Source organism: uncultured Hymenobacter sp., assembly GCF_964242765.1.
In the GTDB taxonomy this organism is placed as follows: Bacteria; Bacteroidota; Bacteroidia; order Cytophagales; family Hymenobacteraceae; genus Hymenobacter.
In genome coordinates this window covers 20,317-37,218 of the sequence record NZ_CAXTBM010000008.1, presented here as the reverse complement: position 1 = coordinate 37,218, position 16,902 = coordinate 20,317, and the positions used below count along the sequence as shown (strand labels likewise).

Below are 16,902 nucleotides of genomic sequence, written 5' to 3'. Positions count from 1 at the left end.
TCTCAGGGACTTGGACCTCGGATTTCAAATTAGGCTAAGAGGAGAAGAAGTCCAGTTCCTGAGTTCTAAACCCTACTAAACCAATAAGTATATGCAGCACGTATCGCCTGTACGGGAGCCGCTCGTAACCGGGGGGAAAACGTACCATGACGTCACTCAAGATATTTGCCGCCAGGTAGAGGCTAAACCCAACATACGTTGGATGGCTGCCTTAAGCGTGGCACTCTTTTTCCTCGGAATTTTCTTTTACTCTGTATATCGTACGCTTTGGTACGGTATAGGAGAGTGGGGCCTTAATAAAACAGTAGGGTGGGCTTGGGATATTACCAACTTTGTGTGGTGGGTAGGTATCGGTCATGCTGGTACATTGATTTCAGCGGTGTTGCTGTTGTTCCGCCAGAAGTGGCGGTCTTCAATCAACCGGGCGGCTGAAGCTATGACCATCTTCGCTGTAATATGCGCCGCTATGTTCCCTGTACTGCATATGGGACGTCCGTGGTTGGCTTATTGGGTGTTTCCCTTCCAGAATACGTTTGGTTCACTGTGGGTAAACTTCAACTCTCCTTTGCTCTGGGACGTTTTCGCTATCTCAACTTACTTCACCGTTTCGCTGGTATTCTGGTACACAGGTTTGGTACCCGACTTTGCAACTATTCGTGACCGGGCTAAAGGCCCTATCGCCAAAGTAGCTTACTCTTTATTGAGCTTTGGTTGGAAAGGTTCAGCTAAGCACTGGTCGCGCTACGAAACTGTATCGTTGATTCTCGCAGGCGTTTCTACGCCCCTGGTACTTTCAGTACATACCATCGTATCAATGGACTTCGCTACCTCGGTTGTACCGGGTTGGCACACCACTATCTTCCCTCCTTACTTCGTTGCTGGTGCTATCTTCTCTGGCTTCGCAATGGTACTTACGCTGATGCTCATCACGCGGGTAGTATTCAAGCTAGAGGATTACATCACTTTAGAGCACATCGCTCTCATGAATAAAATCATGATGGTGACCGGCTCTATAGTAGGGGTAGCTTACATCACTGAATTCTTTATTGCTTGGTACTCACAGGTTGAATTCGAGCAGTACGCCTTTATCAACCGGGCTACTGGGCCCTACTGGTGGGCTTACGCTTCGATGATGACCTGCAACGTAATTACTCCTCAATTGGTGTGGTTCCGCCGTGTTCGTTACAGCATTCCTTTGACGTTCATCTTGTCCATCATCGTGAACATCGGTATGTGGTTTGAGCGCTTCGTGATTATCGTAACCTCGTTGCACCGTGACTACTTACCTTCGAGCTGGGTAATGTTTTCGCCTAGCATCATAGACATTGGTATCTATGTAGGTACGCTTGGCTTGTTCTTCACGCTATTCCTACTTTTCGCTAAATTCTTCCCCGTAGTCAACATGGCTGAAGTGAAGACTATCCTGAAATACACCGTTGACAATGGCCCGACTTATACCGGTATCCATGGTCACAGCGAACAGGCTCACCAACCTACCACCCACGGTGTTCCAGCTTCGGCACCCGTAAATTATAACAAGAATGAGTAAGCGCTTTGCCCTCGGCATTTTTGAAGACGAAGACGTGCTATTGCACGCTGTTGAAAACGTCCGGGAGGCGGGCGTAAAGATCTACGAGGTGTTTTCTCCGTTTCCCATTCACGGCATTGACGATGCTCTGGGAATAGAACGTTCTCGGTTGCCTATTGCTGCCTTCTTTTTAGGTATGACTGGGCTAGCTTTTGCTTTGTGGTTGCAGATCTACACACTGGGTTTCGATTGGCCAATGATTATTGGTGGTAAACCTCACATTGCGCTGCCTGCCTTTATACCCGTTGCTTTTGAACTGACGGTGTTCTTCACCTGTCACGGAATGGTTATCACCTTCTACATCATTAGTAACCTCTATCCTCGCTGGAAAACACCAGTTCTAGATGTAAGAGCTACTGATGATAAGTTCGTGTTAGCTATTGAAATGAACGAGAAAACTGACTTGAACCATCTGACACAACTGCTGCGCGCTAATGGCGCTTCAGAAGTGAATGAGAAAGAAATGTCTAAATTCTAATGACGCATTCGCTGAAACTAGGCTTGCAAGCGTCGGCTGTTCTGTTTGCTTCGGTATTCTCTACCAGTTGCAACCGGGCTGATGATCCTGGCATCGAGTACGCTCCGGAAATGTATTATCCAATTCCGTATGAGCCGCTAAAGCAGTTGAACACCAACACCGTTAATCCTATGGGTATTAACGAGCGTACTCCGGTGGTTGGAACTGTTCCGCTTGGTAAGCTTAATTACTATTCGCACATTCCTAAGGATAGTGTAGGTATTGCAGAGCGGACACTAAAAAACCCTGCTGCATACACCAAGGAGAACCTGCTAGAAGGGCAAACGCTGTATACGCGTAACTGTCAGCACTGTCACGGTGAGCAAGGTGATGGCCAGGGGCCCGTTGCTGTTAAATTCAAGGGTGTCCCTTCGTATTATGCGGGTGCCTACAAGACCATGAACGACGGCCACATCTACCATGTGATTCAGTGGGGAAAAGGTCGTATGATGCCACATGGTTCACAAGTAGCGCCGGATGAGCGCTGGAGAATTGCTATGTATGTGCGGATGCTACAGCAGGGAAAGGGTCCGGACGGTATGGCCGATTTCTTGAAAGCTAAAGGACAGGATTCAGGATTAACGTCAGAATCCACTGATGGCCAAAACCAAGCTCCTGTTCAAGAAGCACAAGCCGACAAGGAGTCGGTAACACCCGGACAGGGCGGCGTAGAAGCAAGAAACGGAACCAATCTTTCAAGCGAAACGGCTAAACCGCAGAATTAATGGCAACTCTGACGCACCAAGAGAGTGTAACGGCGGAATACCTTCAGGTTTCGTCAGTCACTCGCAAGAGATTCATCACGATAATAGTTGCTGGCGTTGTTCTGCTAGTAATCGGTTTGATACTGGCTGCTTTTGGCGTTGGTCAAGAAGCACACGAAGGTGCAGCTGCAGCGCACGGTGCTACAACTGCTGGGCATGAAGGTACGGCTCACCATGGCAGCCCGATTTGGGCTAAACGTCTTCTGGTAAGTTTGTGGCATAACAATGTGTTCTTCACCGGGGTATCCGTCATTGGCACAGTGTTCATGGCTATTCAGTACGTTGCTTATGCAGGCTGGTCTGTTTTGATCAAGCGTGTTAATGAAGCGCTTAGTGCTTGGGTGTTGCCTGGAGGTGTTTTGTTGGTTTTACTTTTTGGTTTAAACCTGATTAACAATGACATCTTCCATTGGACGTTGCCAGGCATTATGACAAAAGGTAGCGCAACCTATGACGGTATTATTGCCGGCAAATCGGGTTTCTTGAGCGTTCCTTTTTATCTGATCCGAACTATCTCTTACATCACCATCTGGGTTGTTTTTACCAACAAGCTGCGAGCTTTATCGCTGGCCGAAGACCTAAACGGGGGTACCACATACTTTCATAAGAGTATTACTGCTTCAGCACTGTTTCTAGTACTGTTCGCTGTAACATCTTCTATGGCAGCATGGGACTGGGTTATGTCGATTGACACGCACTGGTTCTCTACCATGTTCGGCTGGTACGTTTTTGCTTCTTGGTGGGTATCAGGTATTGCAGCTACTACATTGTGCGTAATCTTACTCAAGCAGGCTGGTTACTTGCCGTTTATCCAGGCTAGCCACCTACATGACTTAGGTAAATTCATGTTTGGTTTCAGCATCTTTTGGACTTACGTATGGTTTTCGCAGTTCATGCTGATCTGGTACGCCAACTTACCTGAAGAAGCTGTGTACTTCAATCAGCGTTTAGGAGGCTTCAATGGCCAATATACTTGGCTATTTTTCTTCAACCTTCTTATCAACTTCGTCTTCCCTTTCTTGGTATTGATGACGCGTGATGCCAAGCGTCAAATGATTATGCTCAAGATTGTTTGTATTGCTATTCTGGTTGGTCACTGGTTCGACTTTTATTTAATGATTATGCCAGCAACTATGCAGGCTAATAATGGGTTTGTAATAGAGTTCGGGGTTGCACTTATATTCCTAGGAAGCTTCTTGTTGTTGATGACTAAGCGTCTTTCTCAGTCATCGTTGGTTCCACTGCACCATCCATTCTTGGACGAAAGCGTTCATCATACCACCTAATTTTTAGAGCTGAGATTGGGGAGCTTAAAGTTTAGATTATTTGTTTAATCTAAGTTGACAAGCTCTAAGCTCTAAGTTCTCTCTTCTAACTCTTACAGAATGACTGCTCTTGGTATTTTGTTGGTACTGGCGTTGGTGTTGGTCGTATTCGGCCTGCTGTTCCGTCTCCAGATTCTGACTTCAATTTTTTCTGGTAGTTCAGCTCGTGAATTTGGCACCAGTAACCGCGTAAATGCGATATTGATGCTTGTGTTCCTAATTGTGGGGGGAGCTGCTTTCGCTTGGTCGTTTGGTGATAACTACGACAAAATGAATCCACCCATTGCTTCGGTGCATGGCCATGCTACCGAGCGGATGTTTTGGATTACAATGATTATCATCGGATTGGTGTTCGTACTCACTCAAATCTTGTTGTTTGTGTACTCTTATAAGTACCAACATCAAGAAGGTCGTCGGGCGTATTTTTTTCCGCATAACAACAAAATCGAGATTATCTGGACTGTAATCCCTGCCATTGTAATGGCTGCGTTGGTATTCGCTGGCTGGAAAGAGTGGACCCGCATTACTGGACCAGCTCCCAAAGATGCAGTAGTATTGGAGGTGATGGGTAAGCAGTTCAACTGGTTAGTGCGTTATCCTGGTCGTGACATGAAGCTGGGAGTTGTAAACTATCGCCTCATCGACGCTACTAATGAATTTGGATTCGACTTGTCTGACAAAGCTGGCCTCGATGACTTTGTACCTGGTGAAATTCATGTACCCAAGGGACATCCCGTGTTGTTGAAGATCCGTTCGCGTGACGTATTACACGCTGTGTACATGCCTCATTTCCGAGTACAGATGTACGCAGTACCTGGTATGCCAACTAAATTTTGGTTTACTCCTACTAAGTCCACGGATGATATGCGTGCGCAACTCGGCAATCCAAAGTTCAATTATGAACTCGCTTGCAATCAGATTTGCGGTCGTGGTCACTTCGCTATGAAGTTTACCATTGTGGTAGACGAACCAGACGATTATGTGGCTTGGTACGCTCAACAGAAGTCCTTCTCCGAACAGAACCCTGATGTATTGGCTTCTTTCAAACAGAAGGAAGAGAAGCTGGTTGTAAAAGAGGCAGCTGCTGCGGTAGCTACGCCCACTACCAAAGCTTCGCTATAGTTTCACTTAGTTTAATTGCACGCTTCCTATATGGCTGCTAATCTTCCTAACCAAGCGCAGGTGCAGGGTGGTATCGGGGCAACCGAGCCACAAACTACGCACCATGAGCACGCGCTTCACGATGATCATCATGACCAGCATTGGCTGTTCAAGTACGTATTCAGCACCGACCACAAGATAATTGCTAAGCAGTTCCTGATCACAGGTATCTTCTGGGCTATTCTGGGTGGTACCCTATCTAGCTTATTCCGTTTGCAACTTGGCTGGCCTGAGTCAACAATGGCGTGGCTGACGCCAGTTTTGGGTAAATGGGTGGAAGCCGGTAAGCTTAACCCCGAGTTTTACTTGTCACTGGTGACGATGCACGGCACCATCATGGTGTTCTTCGTGCTGACGGCGGGCTTGAGCGGCACGTTCTCCAACTTTCTGATTCCGCTGCAAGTTGGGGCCCGCGACATGGCTTCGGGCTTCATGAACATGCTCTCGTACTGGTTTTTCTTTACGTCGAGCGTTATTATGTTTCTGTCACTGTTTTTAGAAACAGGGCCTGCTTCTGCCGGTTGGACAATCTATCCGCCCTTAAGCGCCCTGCCACAGGCCATTCCTGGTTCTGGCATGGGTATGACGTTGTGGTTGGTGTCGATGGCGTTGTTCATTGTTTCGCAACTGCTCGGTGGCGTTAACTACATCACTACGGTTATCAACCTGCGTACCCGTGGCATGAGCATGAGCAAACTGCCGCTTACTATTTGGGCATTCTTCCTTACTGCCATTTTAGGTCTATTAGCATTTCCAGTGCTGTTCTCGGCGGCATTGTTGCTCATCTTCGACCGTAGTTTTGGTACTAGCTTCTTCTTGTCAGATATCTACATCGCTGGGCAGGCACTACCTAACACGGGCGGTTCGCCAATTCTGTTTCAGCACTTGTTCTGGTTCTTAGGACATCCTGAGGTATACATAGTAATTATGCCAGCTATGGGCATGGTGTCAGAAATTCTGGCTACCAACTCTCGCAAGCCTATCTTCGGCTACCGGGCCATGATTGGTTCGCTGCTCGGTATTGCTCTGCTGTCATTCGTTGTGTGGGCTCACCACATGTTTGTGACGGGCATGAACCCGTTCTTGGGGTCGGTATTTATGTTCCTGACGCTCATTATTGCCGTGCCCTCGGCCGTGAAGACCTTCAACTGGCTGGCAACGTTGTGGCGCGGCAACATTCGTTTTACCACGGCCATGCTTTTCTCTATCGGCTTTGTGTCGCTATTCATTTCTGGCGGTTTAACGGGTATCATCCTTGGTAATGCTGCTCTGGACATCCAGATGCACAATACATATTTTGTGGTGGCCCACTTCCACTTGGTAATGGGTAGCTCTGCCTTCTTTGGCTTGTTTGCCGGGGTATATCACTGGTTCCCGAAAATGTTTGGACGTATGATGGATGAGAAGCTTGGCTATATTCATTTCTGGCTCACCTTCCTCGGCGTGTATTTGGTGTTCTTACCTATGCACTACATCGGTATTGCGGGCTTCCCGCGCCGTTATTACGCTTGGACTGGTTTCGAGATGTTTAGTCAGTTTGCAGACTTAAACAAGTTCATTTCGATTGCGGCTATTCTAGCATTCTTTGCGCAGTTTATATTCGTCTTCAATTTCTTCTACAGCATCTTCCGCGGCCGTCGTGCTACCGAGAACCCATGGCGTTCGACTACTTTGGAGTGGACCACCCCAGTAGTACCTGGTCACGGTAACTGGCCTGGCGAGATTCCAGCTGTATATCGCTGGCCTTACGATTATAGCAAGCCAGGCGCAGAAGAAGACTTTATCCCACAAAATGTGCCTTATTCGAAAACTCAGTCTTCGAATCTGCCATACGAGAGCGAAAACGAGTAGTAGCTACTTGCTAATGATCCCGAAAACGGGCCGCTGTACTTACGGCGGCCCGTTTTGTTTATTCTGGGTTTAAACGTCAGCAAATTGTATGGCTCTGATGGAAAACCGGACACCAAAACTGGATTTCGACTGTTATTTCAATGTCGATTCTAGCAACAATAAATTTTAAATGACCCAGCCTGCTTTTGTACGTCGCTTTCGGTTTTTCGGCATTCTGACTGTATTATCTGTGTATCTGCTGATAATGGTGGGGGGAATTGTCCGTAGTACAGGATCAGGTATGGGATGCCCCGATTGGCCGAAGTGCTTTGGCACTTGGGTGCCTCCCACACAAGCAAGTGAATTGCCAATTGGCTATAAAGAGATTTATACTGCACAGCGTGTGGCCAAAAATCAAAAGTTGGCTAAAACCTTAGAGCGGCTCGGATTCAAGCAAGTGGCAAGTCAAATATTTGCGCATCCCACTCAGTTTATTGAGACGGACTTCAACGCTACCAAAACCTGGATTGAATACCTGAATCGGTTATTAGGGGCTCTGATTGGGGTGTTCATTTTCCTAACAGTGATATTGGCGTTACCTTATTGGCGCCGTGACCGATTCGTGTTTTGGTTAACCTTCGGCGCTTTTTTACTAACCGGATTTCAGGGTTGGCTAGGATCACTGGTGGTATCTACTAACCTGTTACCTGAACTCGTGACAGTGCACATGGCGCTAGCACTATTAATAGTAGCTATGCTGATATATGCTGTAGACCGTTCGCAACAAGGGCAAAATGAGTTGCCTTCCACTCAAGCAACGCTTCCGAAGAGGCTTATTCCATATCTGTGGCTGACTGCTTTACTTACTTTCGGGCAAATTGTGTTGGGCACCCAAGTGCGAGAGCAAGTAGACGTAGTAGCTACCGCAGCTAATTATCTGGGCCGGGCCGATTGGGTGGAGCAGTTAGGTAATATCTTCAAAGTGCATCGCTCGTTCTCTCTGGTGCTGCTCGCTCTAAACATGTACGTGGGATATCAACTCTATCAAACTCGCAGCACACAGTTACAGCGACTAGCCACGGTTACAATGGGGCTGCTAGGCTTAGAGATACTGGCAGGAGTAACGTTGGCCTACTTTGCGCTGCCTGCCACCGTACAGCCCGTGCACCTTACAGTGGCTACTGTTTTGTTTGGTGCGCAGTTCTTGACTATTATCCGTTATGCTCGCCAAGCTAAAACGCAACCACAGGCCGCTTATGCAAGCGTTGTTGCGTAACTTTGCGGCCCGGTTCGGAGACTATCTGCCGGTTGCGTTGTTTTACCCACTGATGACCAAAGCCAGGGCATATTTTCAGCTAATAAAATTCCGGTTGGCACTGACGGTCGCTTTTTCAAGTGCCATCGGATACTTGCTCGGGGTCCAAGCTTTCGACTGGGGTAAAGCATTACTTGTGATGGTAGGTGGGCTAGCCGTTACGGGAGCAGCTAATACCATCAACCAGATTTACGAGATTGACCTCGATAAACTGATGAAGCGGACGGCCAAACGGCCCTTGCCACAGGGCGTCCTAAGCATCACGGAAGCATGGGTGTTTACCATTCTAATGGGAATATTAGGATTGGGGATACTCACGTATTACTTCAATCCTTTAGCGGCGGCACTCTCGTTGCTTTCGCTTATCCTATACGGCTTCATCTACACGCCTCTCAAGACCATTTCACCGGTTTGTGTGGCAGTTGGGGCTATTCCGGGAGGCATGCCGCCTCTTATTGGTTACGTAGCCGCCACAGGTATGCTAGGGCCAGAAGCATGGGTGCTGTTTGGTATCCAGTTCATGTGGCAGTTTCCCCATTTTTGGGCTATTGCTTGGGTCCTTGATGACGACTACAAAGCCGCAGGATTTAAAATGCTGCCCTCGCCGGGGCAGAAAGACTTGCGCACCGCCTTTCAGATCATGACGTACACCTTGTTACTCATTCCGCTGAGTTTACTGCCTTTGCAACTTAATATGGCAGGCAAGACATCGGCTTTGGTTGCAGTTCTCTGCGGTGTGCTGTTTCTAATGCAAACGCTCTATTTGATGCGTACATGCACCAAGAAAGCCGCGATGCGAATTATGTTTGGCTCTTTTCTATATCTGCCTATCGTACAGATTGCGCTGGTTTTAGACAAGATATAAGTCAAGAAAAACAGTCGAGATGTAAGGGAAATGCAAACTACATTTCAGCTGCGAGTGTTTCTTAATAAGCTGAGCGTTGCTCAAAACCATATAATTTTCTGCCATGCATTCCTCTGAATTAGAGATTCTTAAAGACCGGGAGCCTGCCATCGGAACCCATCCGTTGCGCGTGTTGCTCTGGCTCATGATGGTAAGCAGCACCATGATATTTGCTGCTTACACCAGCGCTTACATTGTGCGCCGCGAAGAAGGCAACTGGTTGGAGTTTGATTTGCCCCATGGTCTGCTGTACACCAGTATCCTTATTGCCTTAAGTAGCGTCAGCATTCAATGGGCTTACATTTCAGCGCGCAAAGACGAGTTGCGTCGTGTACAAACAGGCATTCTTATCACTTTCGTACTGGGCCTCGTATTTCTGATGGGCCAGTGGAATGTGTGGGCCGAACTAGTACGCAACAAGATTCACTTCGGTGGCGTTGATGCTAATCCGTCAGGTTCTTTTTTGTATGTGCTGATGGGGGTACACGCTTTTCACTTGATTACCGGGCTGATTTTTTTGCTCCGTGTACTACGCAAAAGCTTTAACTATCAAGTGCATTCGCGGCAGATGCTCTCCATCGGTAACGTTACCATCTATTGGCACTTCCTCGGCGGGCTTTGGTTGTACTTGTATTTGTTCCTACTTTTGAACCACTAGTTTCGTCTTACCCTGCACGCTATGTCCACCACTATCACGACGCAGCCCCAAACCACTGCCTCCTCCGCCACCGATCGGCCCCGGAGCGGCAACTGGGATGGTGGCAACGAACCCTTCAAAGCAAGCTATGGCAAGCTCATGATGTGGTTCTTTCTGCTGTCGGACGCCTTCACGTTCGCTGCTTTTCTGACCACGTACGGCCTGATCCGCCACCGATATCCTGCTTTCGACGCCGCAGCTGGCAAAGCATTTAAATTTTCGACGGCCTACTGGCCGGTTCCGGATCAGGTGTTCAATGCTTTCCCTGGTATGGGGCACGCCAACGTACCTCTAGGCTTCGTGGCGTTGATGACGATGATTCTCATCTTCAGCTCCGTGACAATGGTGTTGGCTGTAGAAGCTGGTCACCGGATGGACAAGCAGGATGTGCAGAAGTGGTTGCTATGGACCATTCTCTTCGGCGCTACCTTCCTTGGCTCTCAAGCTTGGGAGTGGGGTCACTTCATTCATGGTACTGAAAGTGGTACTATGATGGCAGATGGCGCTGTATTTCATGGGGCCAACCTAGCGCAAAATCAATATGGCCCAGTACTGTTTGCCGACTTGTTCTTCTTTATCACGGGTTTTCATGGTACGCACGTTTTCTCGGGGGTCTGTCTCTTGGTTTACTGTTTCATCGCTACCACCAACGATACCTTCCATAACCGCGGCCACTATGAAATGGTGGAAAAAGTAGGCTTGTATTGGCACTTTGTAGACCTTGTATGGGTGTTCGTTTTCACCTTTTTCTACCTCGTTTAATCGTCGAGTGGTTGAATTGTTAAATGGTAGAATGTTCCAGCAAACCATCAAACAAGCAACTATTTAACGATTCAACTATCAAATCATTTACCCAATGGCTAATCACGCAAACACAGAACCGGTACCAGCTGGGGAAATTCCAAAGCCTAATGTAGGCTGGATTTGGAAGACCTTTTTTGTCTTGGTGGGTATTACCGCATTAGAGTTCGTATTCGTATTCTTAATGAATCCGGGTACGCTTCGTAATTCGATTTTCATTATCCTCACCATCTTCAAGGCCTTCTTCATTGTGGCTGAGTTTATGCACTTGAAGCATGAGGTGAAGGCGCTCATCTGGACTATTCTGATTCCGATGGCGCTCCTCGTATGGTTGCTAATTGCTCTAGTTTCAGAAGGAACATACAGCGGCCAAGCTATCCAGAACGCCTTCAATTAACAGCATGAGGCCCAAACACGTCTTGTTGTTGGGCCTCATGCTATTGGTCCCAGTACTTGCCTTCGTGTTCCTTTACACGTTCGGAGCCAACCGTTACGCGCTGCCCACTTTCCTGCCCGACCGAATCGATTCGACGTTGGTAGAAGGAAAGTGGCGGCGCGATACTGTTTTTCATAGGTTAGCTGACTTTCAGTTGGCTTCCCAGTCTGGCCGCTTGATTTCGCAAAAAGATGTGAGTGGCGGCTTATACGTGGCCAATTTCTTCTACACGACCTGCCCTGGCGCTTGTCCTAGAATGAATGGGCAAATGGCGCGAATACAAGAGAAATTTCGGCACGAACCGCGCGTAAAATTGGTTTCTTATACAGTGGATCCCACGCACGATACCGTGGCGGCGCTGGAGCGCTACGCCGAACAATACGGCGCTATTGCTGGAAAGTGGTTTTTCCTGACTGGTGACAAAACAGCTCTTTATCGGTTAGTTACCGAGGAGTTCCAGCTGCCAACTCCAAGTGGTGTGGCTCCCGGCATTGTGCACAGCCAGAACTTGTACCTTGTAGACCGTGATAAGCACGTGCGCGGCATCTATGATGGTACTAAAGCCAAGGACGTGGACCGCCTCATGACGGAAATTAACGTGTTGCTCTACACCTATGACCACAATTAGTAAGTCAGCCCTCGGACCTAGTGACTACACTAAGTATAAAGTAACTTTAGGCATACTGGCTGCGGCGGTGCCCTTAGTGGTTGCAACACTTTACTACTTCCCCGAAACTTTTAGAGTACCAGGGGCGCAAGTGAAGTTTCTGCCGGCTCTGAATGCTGTACTCAATTCGTTAACAGCCATTTGCCTGATAGCTGGGTACGTTTTTATCCGCAACAAGCAAGTGACGCGGCACCGTGCTATGATGGGTACGGCTTTTTTGATCAGTTCCTTATTTCTGATTTCCTATGTGGTATATCACTCGCAGGAAGCCAGTACTAAATTTGGAGGTGAGGGCGTAATCCGGTACGTGTATTTCCTTCTGCTGCTTACTCATATCACCTTAGCCATTGTTACAGTGGGCTTAGTGCTCTTCACGCTTTATTTTGCTCTCACGCAGCAATTCGATAAGCACCGGCGCATCGCCCGCTGGACCTTTCCAGTCTGGCTGTACGTGTCAGTTACCGGCGTCATTGTGTACTTCATGATTTCACCTTACTATACACCGTACTAGGAAACTTTACCTGCTCTCTGTTGTTGAAAATAGTATGAAGAAGCTAGTAGCAAACTCGTTTTTTGCAGTAATATTAGGTTTATTGTTCAGCTTGGCGCCGTTGGTAGTCAGCGCCCAATGCTCTATGTGTAAAACGCAGGTGGAAGCGTCGCGTACGGAAAAAGATGGCTACGATTTCTCGGGCCTGAACAAAGGCATCATGTATATGGCGGCCATCCCGTATTTGCTGATGGGAGCCGTTGGCTATTTCTGGTATCGTAACACGCATCCCCGAAGCAAGGCAACCACTAAATAATGGCCGCTATCGATTCTACGCTGGTGGCAATGGTGGCCCAAAAGTGTCCACACTGCCATCAAGGGCCTTTATTTAAGTGCCCGGCGTAGAATCTGCGTAGGTTTGATGAAATGTACGAGGACTGCGTAGCGTGCGGTCAGTATTACGAGCCTGAGGTAGGGTTTTACTGGGGAGCTATGTACATCAGTTACGGCTTTTCCACAGGTATCGTCTTTCTTACAGGCGTGATGCTGTATTACCTCGCCAATGACCCGCCGGTGTGGGTATATGTAACGGCAGTAGCTACTATCGTGGTGGCATTAACGCCACTACTTTTCCGCTATGCGCGAGTAGTAATGCTCTACTTCTTTGGCGGTATTCGCTATGATCCAACGCTAGTAGGTAAATCACCATTATAGGCGTACGTCGAAAATAGGAAATGCCGCCATTTGGCGGCATTTTTGATGGGTGCCAGTTTCTGCGGAGCACCGCGCTACTGCTTTATTTTATTTTCTTTTGAAGTTTTTCCGGTTTTTGCCGCTGGCTTTACTGCTGGCCGCCTTTCTATGTTTTGCGGGGGCTTACTTAGGCAACCGGTATGGCCAAGCGCCAGGCGTATTGCTGCGCACAGATGCAGCGCGGCTTCAGCGATTGGTAATGGAGTCCGAAGCTGCTGCCGAGCAGGAAGCAGCGGCTGTAGCCACCCAAGTGCAAGAGGGCAAGCTGAACTTCGAGACTCTTGTCGGGCAAACCACTTATCCCTGCTTTGTATTTCGGGGCAGCCAGCTTCTGTATTGGTCTGATCATACGGTACCACCTAATCGCGCAAATGCACAGCAAGATTTTCACGAGAAGCTTGTAGTTATGCAATTTGGCCGCTATTTGGCACTGCGGCACGTGGCGGGCCCTTATGTGGTGCTAACCTATATTCCGCTAGAAGAAAGTTATGGTATCAGCAACCGCTACTTGCGCGAAGGTGCTGAAAGGGCGCTATTTAGAGGTCTCAACCTGCGGCTAGTAGCCGATGGTGGGCGCTCTAATCTGCCTAAACTGTATTCCAATGAAGGCAACTATCTTTTCTCGTTGGAAAGCCTGCTGCCTAACCCGATAACGGTTAAGTACCTGCCGCTCGCTTTCATGCTATTAGGATTTGGCTTGTATATAGCAGCTTGGCTGATATGGGCGCAGCGGCTGTTTCGGGCGCGTCAGGAATTAGCGGGCGCGGCGGCGGTGGTACTGCCGCTAGGAGTGCTGCGGGCCGTATTACTGCATTTTGGACTGCCATTTTCCTTTATCGAGCTTTCTCTCTTCAATCCGCGAGTATACGCTGCCTCTTGGCTTTCCCCCTCGCTCGGCGATTTACTTATCAATGCGTTGCTGCTGACGGTTGCGGCGGGGTACGGCTTGCTACTTTTTCAGCGCTACAAAGTAGCTGAGTGGCCCAATAAGGTGAATGAAGTGACGGCCCGCATCACGCTGGTAATGGTGCTGGTACTAGGTTTTTTTGGGCTATTAGAACGGCTGTTTGAGTTTTATTCCAACAGCTTCAGCAATTCTCAAATCATAGTTGATGTCACGCAGGATATTTCTGTCTCGGGCTTCAAGGCTCTTCTCTGTTTGGCTATTGTGCTACACACAGGGGCCTATTTAGCAGGCTTCTACGTGCTGGCTCAACTGTTTGAAGCTACCGTGCGAATTGAAACTCGGCGTATTGGTGTGCTAATTCTAGGCCTAAGCACAATAATAGTTTTGCCGATAGGAGTGGCGCTAGGGCAAGTTGATTTCGAGTTGCTAGGAATTACGTTGCTGTTTTTCTTTTTCCTGCGGCTCACTAGTCTGCGCAGTGTAGCCGCCATGATACCCTATCAGACTTATTTATTCTTGTTCCTGATGCTTAGTATCAGCTCGGCGGTGGGAGCGTTAGCCTTGTTCGAGCACTTTGATAGGCAGTTAGTGCTCAACAAGCAGACCTTAGCGGGCAATCTGCTTGTAGAAAACGATTTGGAAGGAGAATTTCTCTTGAATGAGCGTGGTCAGGAAATGGCCGCCGACCATTCTTTGCGCACCATGATACTGCGTACCATGTTGCCTGGAAATATTCTGAATATAGAATCTGTGCGCCAGCGAATCACCAAACATTACTTGCGCGACTATTTCGATAAATACGAAATTACGGTTACTGTCTTCAATCCTGCTGGCAAACCAATAGGGGGGGAGCCAAAAGCGGAAACGTTACCCGAGATGCGCAGCCGCCTGTTACGCAATGCCACTCGCACCGATCAACTGAATCTGTTTCTAGTGCGTGGCAGCAATTCGTTTAGCACCCGGCGTTACGTTGATTTTGTGACGGTTCCTACGGCCAAGGGCAGTAGCACGGTGCTGTTGGAGCTAACCTTGAAAAAGTTGACCACCTATAGTGTGGTGCCAGAACTGCTGATAGATCAAAAATTTTTCCAGCCGGGTCTAGGGGCTGATTTGAGCTATGCCGGCTACGAAAACGACCAGCTAGTATACAGCGAAGGAGACTACGACTACATTAATCGCCTCACGCCCGACTTGTACAACAACCCGCGTTTGTACCAGAGTGGACTCGTCGTGGGTCGGTTTCACCACTTTGCCACGCGCGACGAAACGCAGCAACGTACAGTAGTTGTCACTACGGCCACTTATGGCTTTGCTGACTGGCTGTCCAATTTCTCTTTTCTATTTCTGCTTCACGCCTTCTTCGTACTGATTTCCAGTGGGTTTTATCTGCTAGGGCAGGGGGCGTACCTGGATGTGTTTCGTACCAACTTCAGTACCAAGATTCAACTATTCCTCAACCTCGGAATCATGCTGCCGCTGGTGGTGGTGAGTGTAGCTACGATCAGCCAAGTGAAAAGTTCGTACCAGCGCGACCTACGGCGTACGTATGAGCGGCGCGGTCGGGCCGTGCAAGACAATCTACTCGAAAACAGCCGCCTTCTGGCCGATTCGGCTAGCCGAGCCGACCTTCTGGCTCTAGCCGACAACGTGTCGGCTCTTACCGAAACCGACCTCAACCTCTACGATTCCCACGGCATCTTGCTGGTAAGTAGCCAGCCAATCATTTTCGAGTCGGGGCTGCTGGGTACGCTGATGAACCCACAGGCGGTAGCGGGCCTGAAAGAGCAAGTGAAACCCCGGGTGCTTCTCGAGGAGCGCGCCGGTTCTTTGTCGTTCAACACGCTGTATTTGCCACTGCGGGCCGCCGCCGACGCCGACGAGCGCGCCAGTGCGGTGCTCGGCTACGTCGGCATCCCCTTCTTCGATTCCGAGAAGGACCTTGACAACAAGTTGGTTGACTTGATTGCCATTATCCTGAATACGTTCACGGTGATGTTTATTCTGTTTCTGGTGCTAGCTTTCGTGGCTTCCCGGGTGCTCACCAATCCGCTCAAACTACTTACCGAAAAGCTGAAGCAAACCACGCTCACGGGCCAGAACGAAATGCTGGATTACCAGTCCAACGACGAGATTGGGCTGCTGGTGCGCGAATACAATGCCATGCTGCTGAAGCTGGAGCAAAGCAAACAAGAACTGGCTGTACAGGAGAAGGAAGCGGCATGGCGCGAAATGGCCCGGCAGGTGGCGCACGAAATCAAGAATCCGCTTACGCCTATGAAGCTGAGTTTGCAGTTCTTGCAGCGGGCTATTCACGACAACCGACCCAACATCAACGAGTTGTTGGGCAAAGTATCCCAAACGCTTATTACGCAGATTGATGTTCTGACGGATATTGCTACCTCGTTTTCCAACTTCACGAACCTACCCGCCATGCGTCCGGCGCGGTTAGATGTAGTGGAAGTAATCCGCCGCTGTGTAGAGTTGCATCAAGGAAGCCGCCCCGACGCCCGTATTGGTCTGCTAGTGCCAGCAGGAGACGAACCGATTACGGTATTCGCCGACGAAAATTTACTGGTGCGGACTTTCAATAATTTGCTGATCAACGCCTTGCAAGCCGTACCCGAAGGTCGGGCTCCAGTTATTGACGTGTGTATTCAAATTCAGCCCGAAGGCCGGGTGCGTATTGGTATTCAAGACAATGGTGCGGGTATTCCGGTGGAGGGACGCGAAAAAATATTCATTCCTAA

General features: G+C 48.8%; 15 protein-coding genes and 1 pseudogene (1 of these 16 only partly in view). All 16 read left to right on the top strand.

The window, feature by feature from the left end; genetic code table 11:
• The first annotated feature begins 91 nt into the window (after nucleotides 1-91).
• Complete coding sequence (gene nrfD / locus ACFE7X_RS04935; RefSeq protein WP_375434551.1) at nucleotides 92-1,549, top strand: NrfD/PsrC family molybdoenzyme membrane anchor subunit; 1,458 nt, start codon at nucleotides 92-94, stop codon at nucleotides 1,547-1,549.
• On the top strand, nucleotides 1,542-2,066 hold the full coding sequence (locus tag ACFE7X_RS04930) for a DUF3341 domain-containing protein (RefSeq protein WP_375434550.1): 525 nt from the start codon (nucleotides 1,542-1,544) through the stop codon (nucleotides 2,064-2,066). Before nrfD ends, ACFE7X_RS04930 begins: the two co-directional genes overlap by 8 nt.
• Nucleotides 2,066-2,830, top strand: coding sequence for a c-type cytochrome (locus ACFE7X_RS04925; RefSeq protein WP_375434549.1), 765 nt, complete (start codon nucleotides 2,066-2,068; stop codon nucleotides 2,828-2,830). The genes ACFE7X_RS04930 and ACFE7X_RS04925 overlap by 1 nt, the downstream gene beginning before the upstream one ends.
• A complete protein-coding gene (locus ACFE7X_RS04920) occupies nucleotides 2,830-4,155 on the top strand; it encodes a quinol:cytochrome C oxidoreductase (RefSeq protein ID WP_375434548.1) in 1,326 nt (441 codons plus the stop codon). The genes ACFE7X_RS04925 and ACFE7X_RS04920 overlap by 1 nt, the downstream gene beginning before the upstream one ends.
• Before the next feature lie 99 nt (nucleotides 4,156-4,254).
• Entirely contained in the window at nucleotides 4,255-5,316 is a 1,062-nt protein-coding gene (locus tag ACFE7X_RS04915; protein ID WP_375434547.1) for a cytochrome c oxidase subunit II, read from the top strand.
• A 30-nt stretch (nucleotides 5,317-5,346) separates the two neighbouring features.
• Nucleotides 5,347-7,206, top strand: a complete 1,860-nt coding sequence (locus ACFE7X_RS04910; RefSeq protein WP_375434546.1) for a cbb3-type cytochrome c oxidase subunit I — start codon at nucleotides 5,347-5,349, stop codon at nucleotides 7,204-7,206.
• A 169-nt stretch (nucleotides 7,207-7,375) separates the two neighbouring features.
• Entirely contained in the window at nucleotides 7,376-8,461 is a 1,086-nt protein-coding gene (locus ACFE7X_RS04905; protein ID WP_375434545.1) for a heme A synthase, read from the top strand.
• Between the two features lie 52 nt (nucleotides 8,462-8,513).
• Nucleotides 8,514-9,365 (top strand): heme o synthase, encoded by an 852-nt coding sequence (gene cyoE, locus ACFE7X_RS04900; RefSeq protein ID WP_375434616.1) that lies wholly within the window; start codon nucleotides 8,514-8,516, stop codon nucleotides 9,363-9,365.
• A gap of 103 nt (nucleotides 9,366-9,468) precedes the next feature.
• Nucleotides 9,469-10,062: a heme-copper oxidase subunit III gene (locus ACFE7X_RS04895; RefSeq protein WP_375434544.1), complete on the top strand. Its 594-nt coding sequence runs from the start codon at nucleotides 9,469-9,471 to the stop codon at nucleotides 10,060-10,062.
• A gap of 21 nt (nucleotides 10,063-10,083) precedes the next feature.
• Nucleotides 10,084-10,863, top strand: a complete 780-nt coding sequence (locus tag ACFE7X_RS04890) for a cytochrome c oxidase subunit 3 (RefSeq protein WP_375434543.1) — start codon at nucleotides 10,084-10,086, stop codon at nucleotides 10,861-10,863.
• Between the two features lie 94 nt (nucleotides 10,864-10,957).
• Nucleotides 10,958-11,299 (top strand): cytochrome C oxidase subunit IV family protein, encoded by a 342-nt coding sequence (locus tag ACFE7X_RS04885; RefSeq protein ID WP_331147719.1) that lies wholly within the window; start codon nucleotides 10,958-10,960, stop codon nucleotides 11,297-11,299.
• Between the two features lie 37 nt (nucleotides 11,300-11,336).
• A complete protein-coding gene (locus ACFE7X_RS04880) occupies nucleotides 11,337-11,966 on the top strand; it encodes an SCO family protein (protein WP_375434542.1) in 630 nt (209 codons plus the stop codon).
• On the top strand, nucleotides 11,953-12,516 hold the full coding sequence (locus tag ACFE7X_RS04875; protein ID WP_375434541.1) for a DUF420 domain-containing protein: 564 nt from the start codon (nucleotides 11,953-11,955) through the stop codon (nucleotides 12,514-12,516). Before ACFE7X_RS04880 ends, ACFE7X_RS04875 begins: the two co-directional genes overlap by 14 nt.
• Before the next feature lie 124 nt (nucleotides 12,517-12,640).
• Nucleotides 12,641-12,811: a hypothetical protein gene (locus tag ACFE7X_RS04870; protein WP_375434540.1), complete on the top strand. Its 171-nt coding sequence runs from the start codon at nucleotides 12,641-12,643 to the stop codon at nucleotides 12,809-12,811.
• A 110-nt stretch (nucleotides 12,812-12,921) separates the two neighbouring features.
• On the top strand, nucleotides 12,922-13,209 hold the full coding sequence (locus ACFE7X_RS04865) for a DUF983 domain-containing protein (protein WP_375434539.1): 288 nt from the start codon (nucleotides 12,922-12,924) through the stop codon (nucleotides 13,207-13,209).
• Nucleotides 13,210-13,306: 97 nt separating this feature from the next.
• A pseudogene (locus tag ACFE7X_RS04860) lies at nucleotides 13,307-16,902 on the top strand (ATP-binding protein); it runs 124 nt beyond the window's last position.

What these genes read in the sequence shown, in the direction of transcription:
- ACFE7X_RS04915 (WP_375434547.1), top strand. Translation starts at nt 4,255, where the DNA reads ATGACTGCTCTTGGTATTTTGTTGGTACTGGCGTTGGTGTTGGTCGTA.
- ACFE7X_RS04910 (WP_375434546.1), top strand. Translation starts at nt 5,347, where the DNA reads ATGGCTGCTAATCTTCCTAACCAAGCGCAGGTGCAGGGTGGTATCGGG.
- ACFE7X_RS04865 (WP_375434539.1), top strand. Translation starts at nt 12,922, where the DNA reads ATGTACGAGGACTGCGTAGCGTGCGGTCAGTATTACGAGCCTGAGGTA.
- cyoE (WP_375434616.1), top strand. Translation starts at nt 8,514, where the DNA reads ATGACCAAAGCCAGGGCATATTTTCAGCTAATAAAATTCCGGTTGGCA.
- nrfD (WP_375434551.1), top strand. Translation starts at nt 92, where the DNA reads ATGCAGCACGTATCGCCTGTACGGGAGCCGCTCGTAACCGGGGGGAAA.
- ACFE7X_RS04890 (WP_375434543.1), top strand. Translation starts at nt 10,084, where the DNA reads ATGTCCACCACTATCACGACGCAGCCCCAAACCACTGCCTCCTCCGCC.
- ACFE7X_RS04905 (WP_375434545.1), top strand. Translation starts at nt 7,376, where the DNA reads ATGACCCAGCCTGCTTTTGTACGTCGCTTTCGGTTTTTCGGCATTCTG.
- ACFE7X_RS04880 (WP_375434542.1), top strand. Translation starts at nt 11,337, where the DNA reads ATGCTATTGGTCCCAGTACTTGCCTTCGTGTTCCTTTACACGTTCGGA.
- ACFE7X_RS04920 (WP_375434548.1), top strand. Translation starts at nt 2,830, where the DNA reads ATGGCAACTCTGACGCACCAAGAGAGTGTAACGGCGGAATACCTTCAG.
- ACFE7X_RS04925 (WP_375434549.1), top strand. Translation starts at nt 2,066, where the DNA reads ATGACGCATTCGCTGAAACTAGGCTTGCAAGCGTCGGCTGTTCTGTTT.
- ACFE7X_RS04895 (WP_375434544.1), top strand. Translation starts at nt 9,469, where the DNA reads ATGCATTCCTCTGAATTAGAGATTCTTAAAGACCGGGAGCCTGCCATC.
- ACFE7X_RS04885 (WP_331147719.1), top strand. Translation starts at nt 10,958, where the DNA reads ATGGCTAATCACGCAAACACAGAACCGGTACCAGCTGGGGAAATTCCA.
- ACFE7X_RS04870 (WP_375434540.1), top strand. Translation starts at nt 12,641, where the DNA reads ATGTGTAAAACGCAGGTGGAAGCGTCGCGTACGGAAAAAGATGGCTAC.
- ACFE7X_RS04875 (WP_375434541.1), top strand. Translation starts at nt 11,953, where the DNA reads ATGACCACAATTAGTAAGTCAGCCCTCGGACCTAGTGACTACACTAAG.
- ACFE7X_RS04930 (WP_375434550.1), top strand. Translation starts at nt 1,542, where the DNA reads ATGAGTAAGCGCTTTGCCCTCGGCATTTTTGAAGACGAAGACGTGCTA.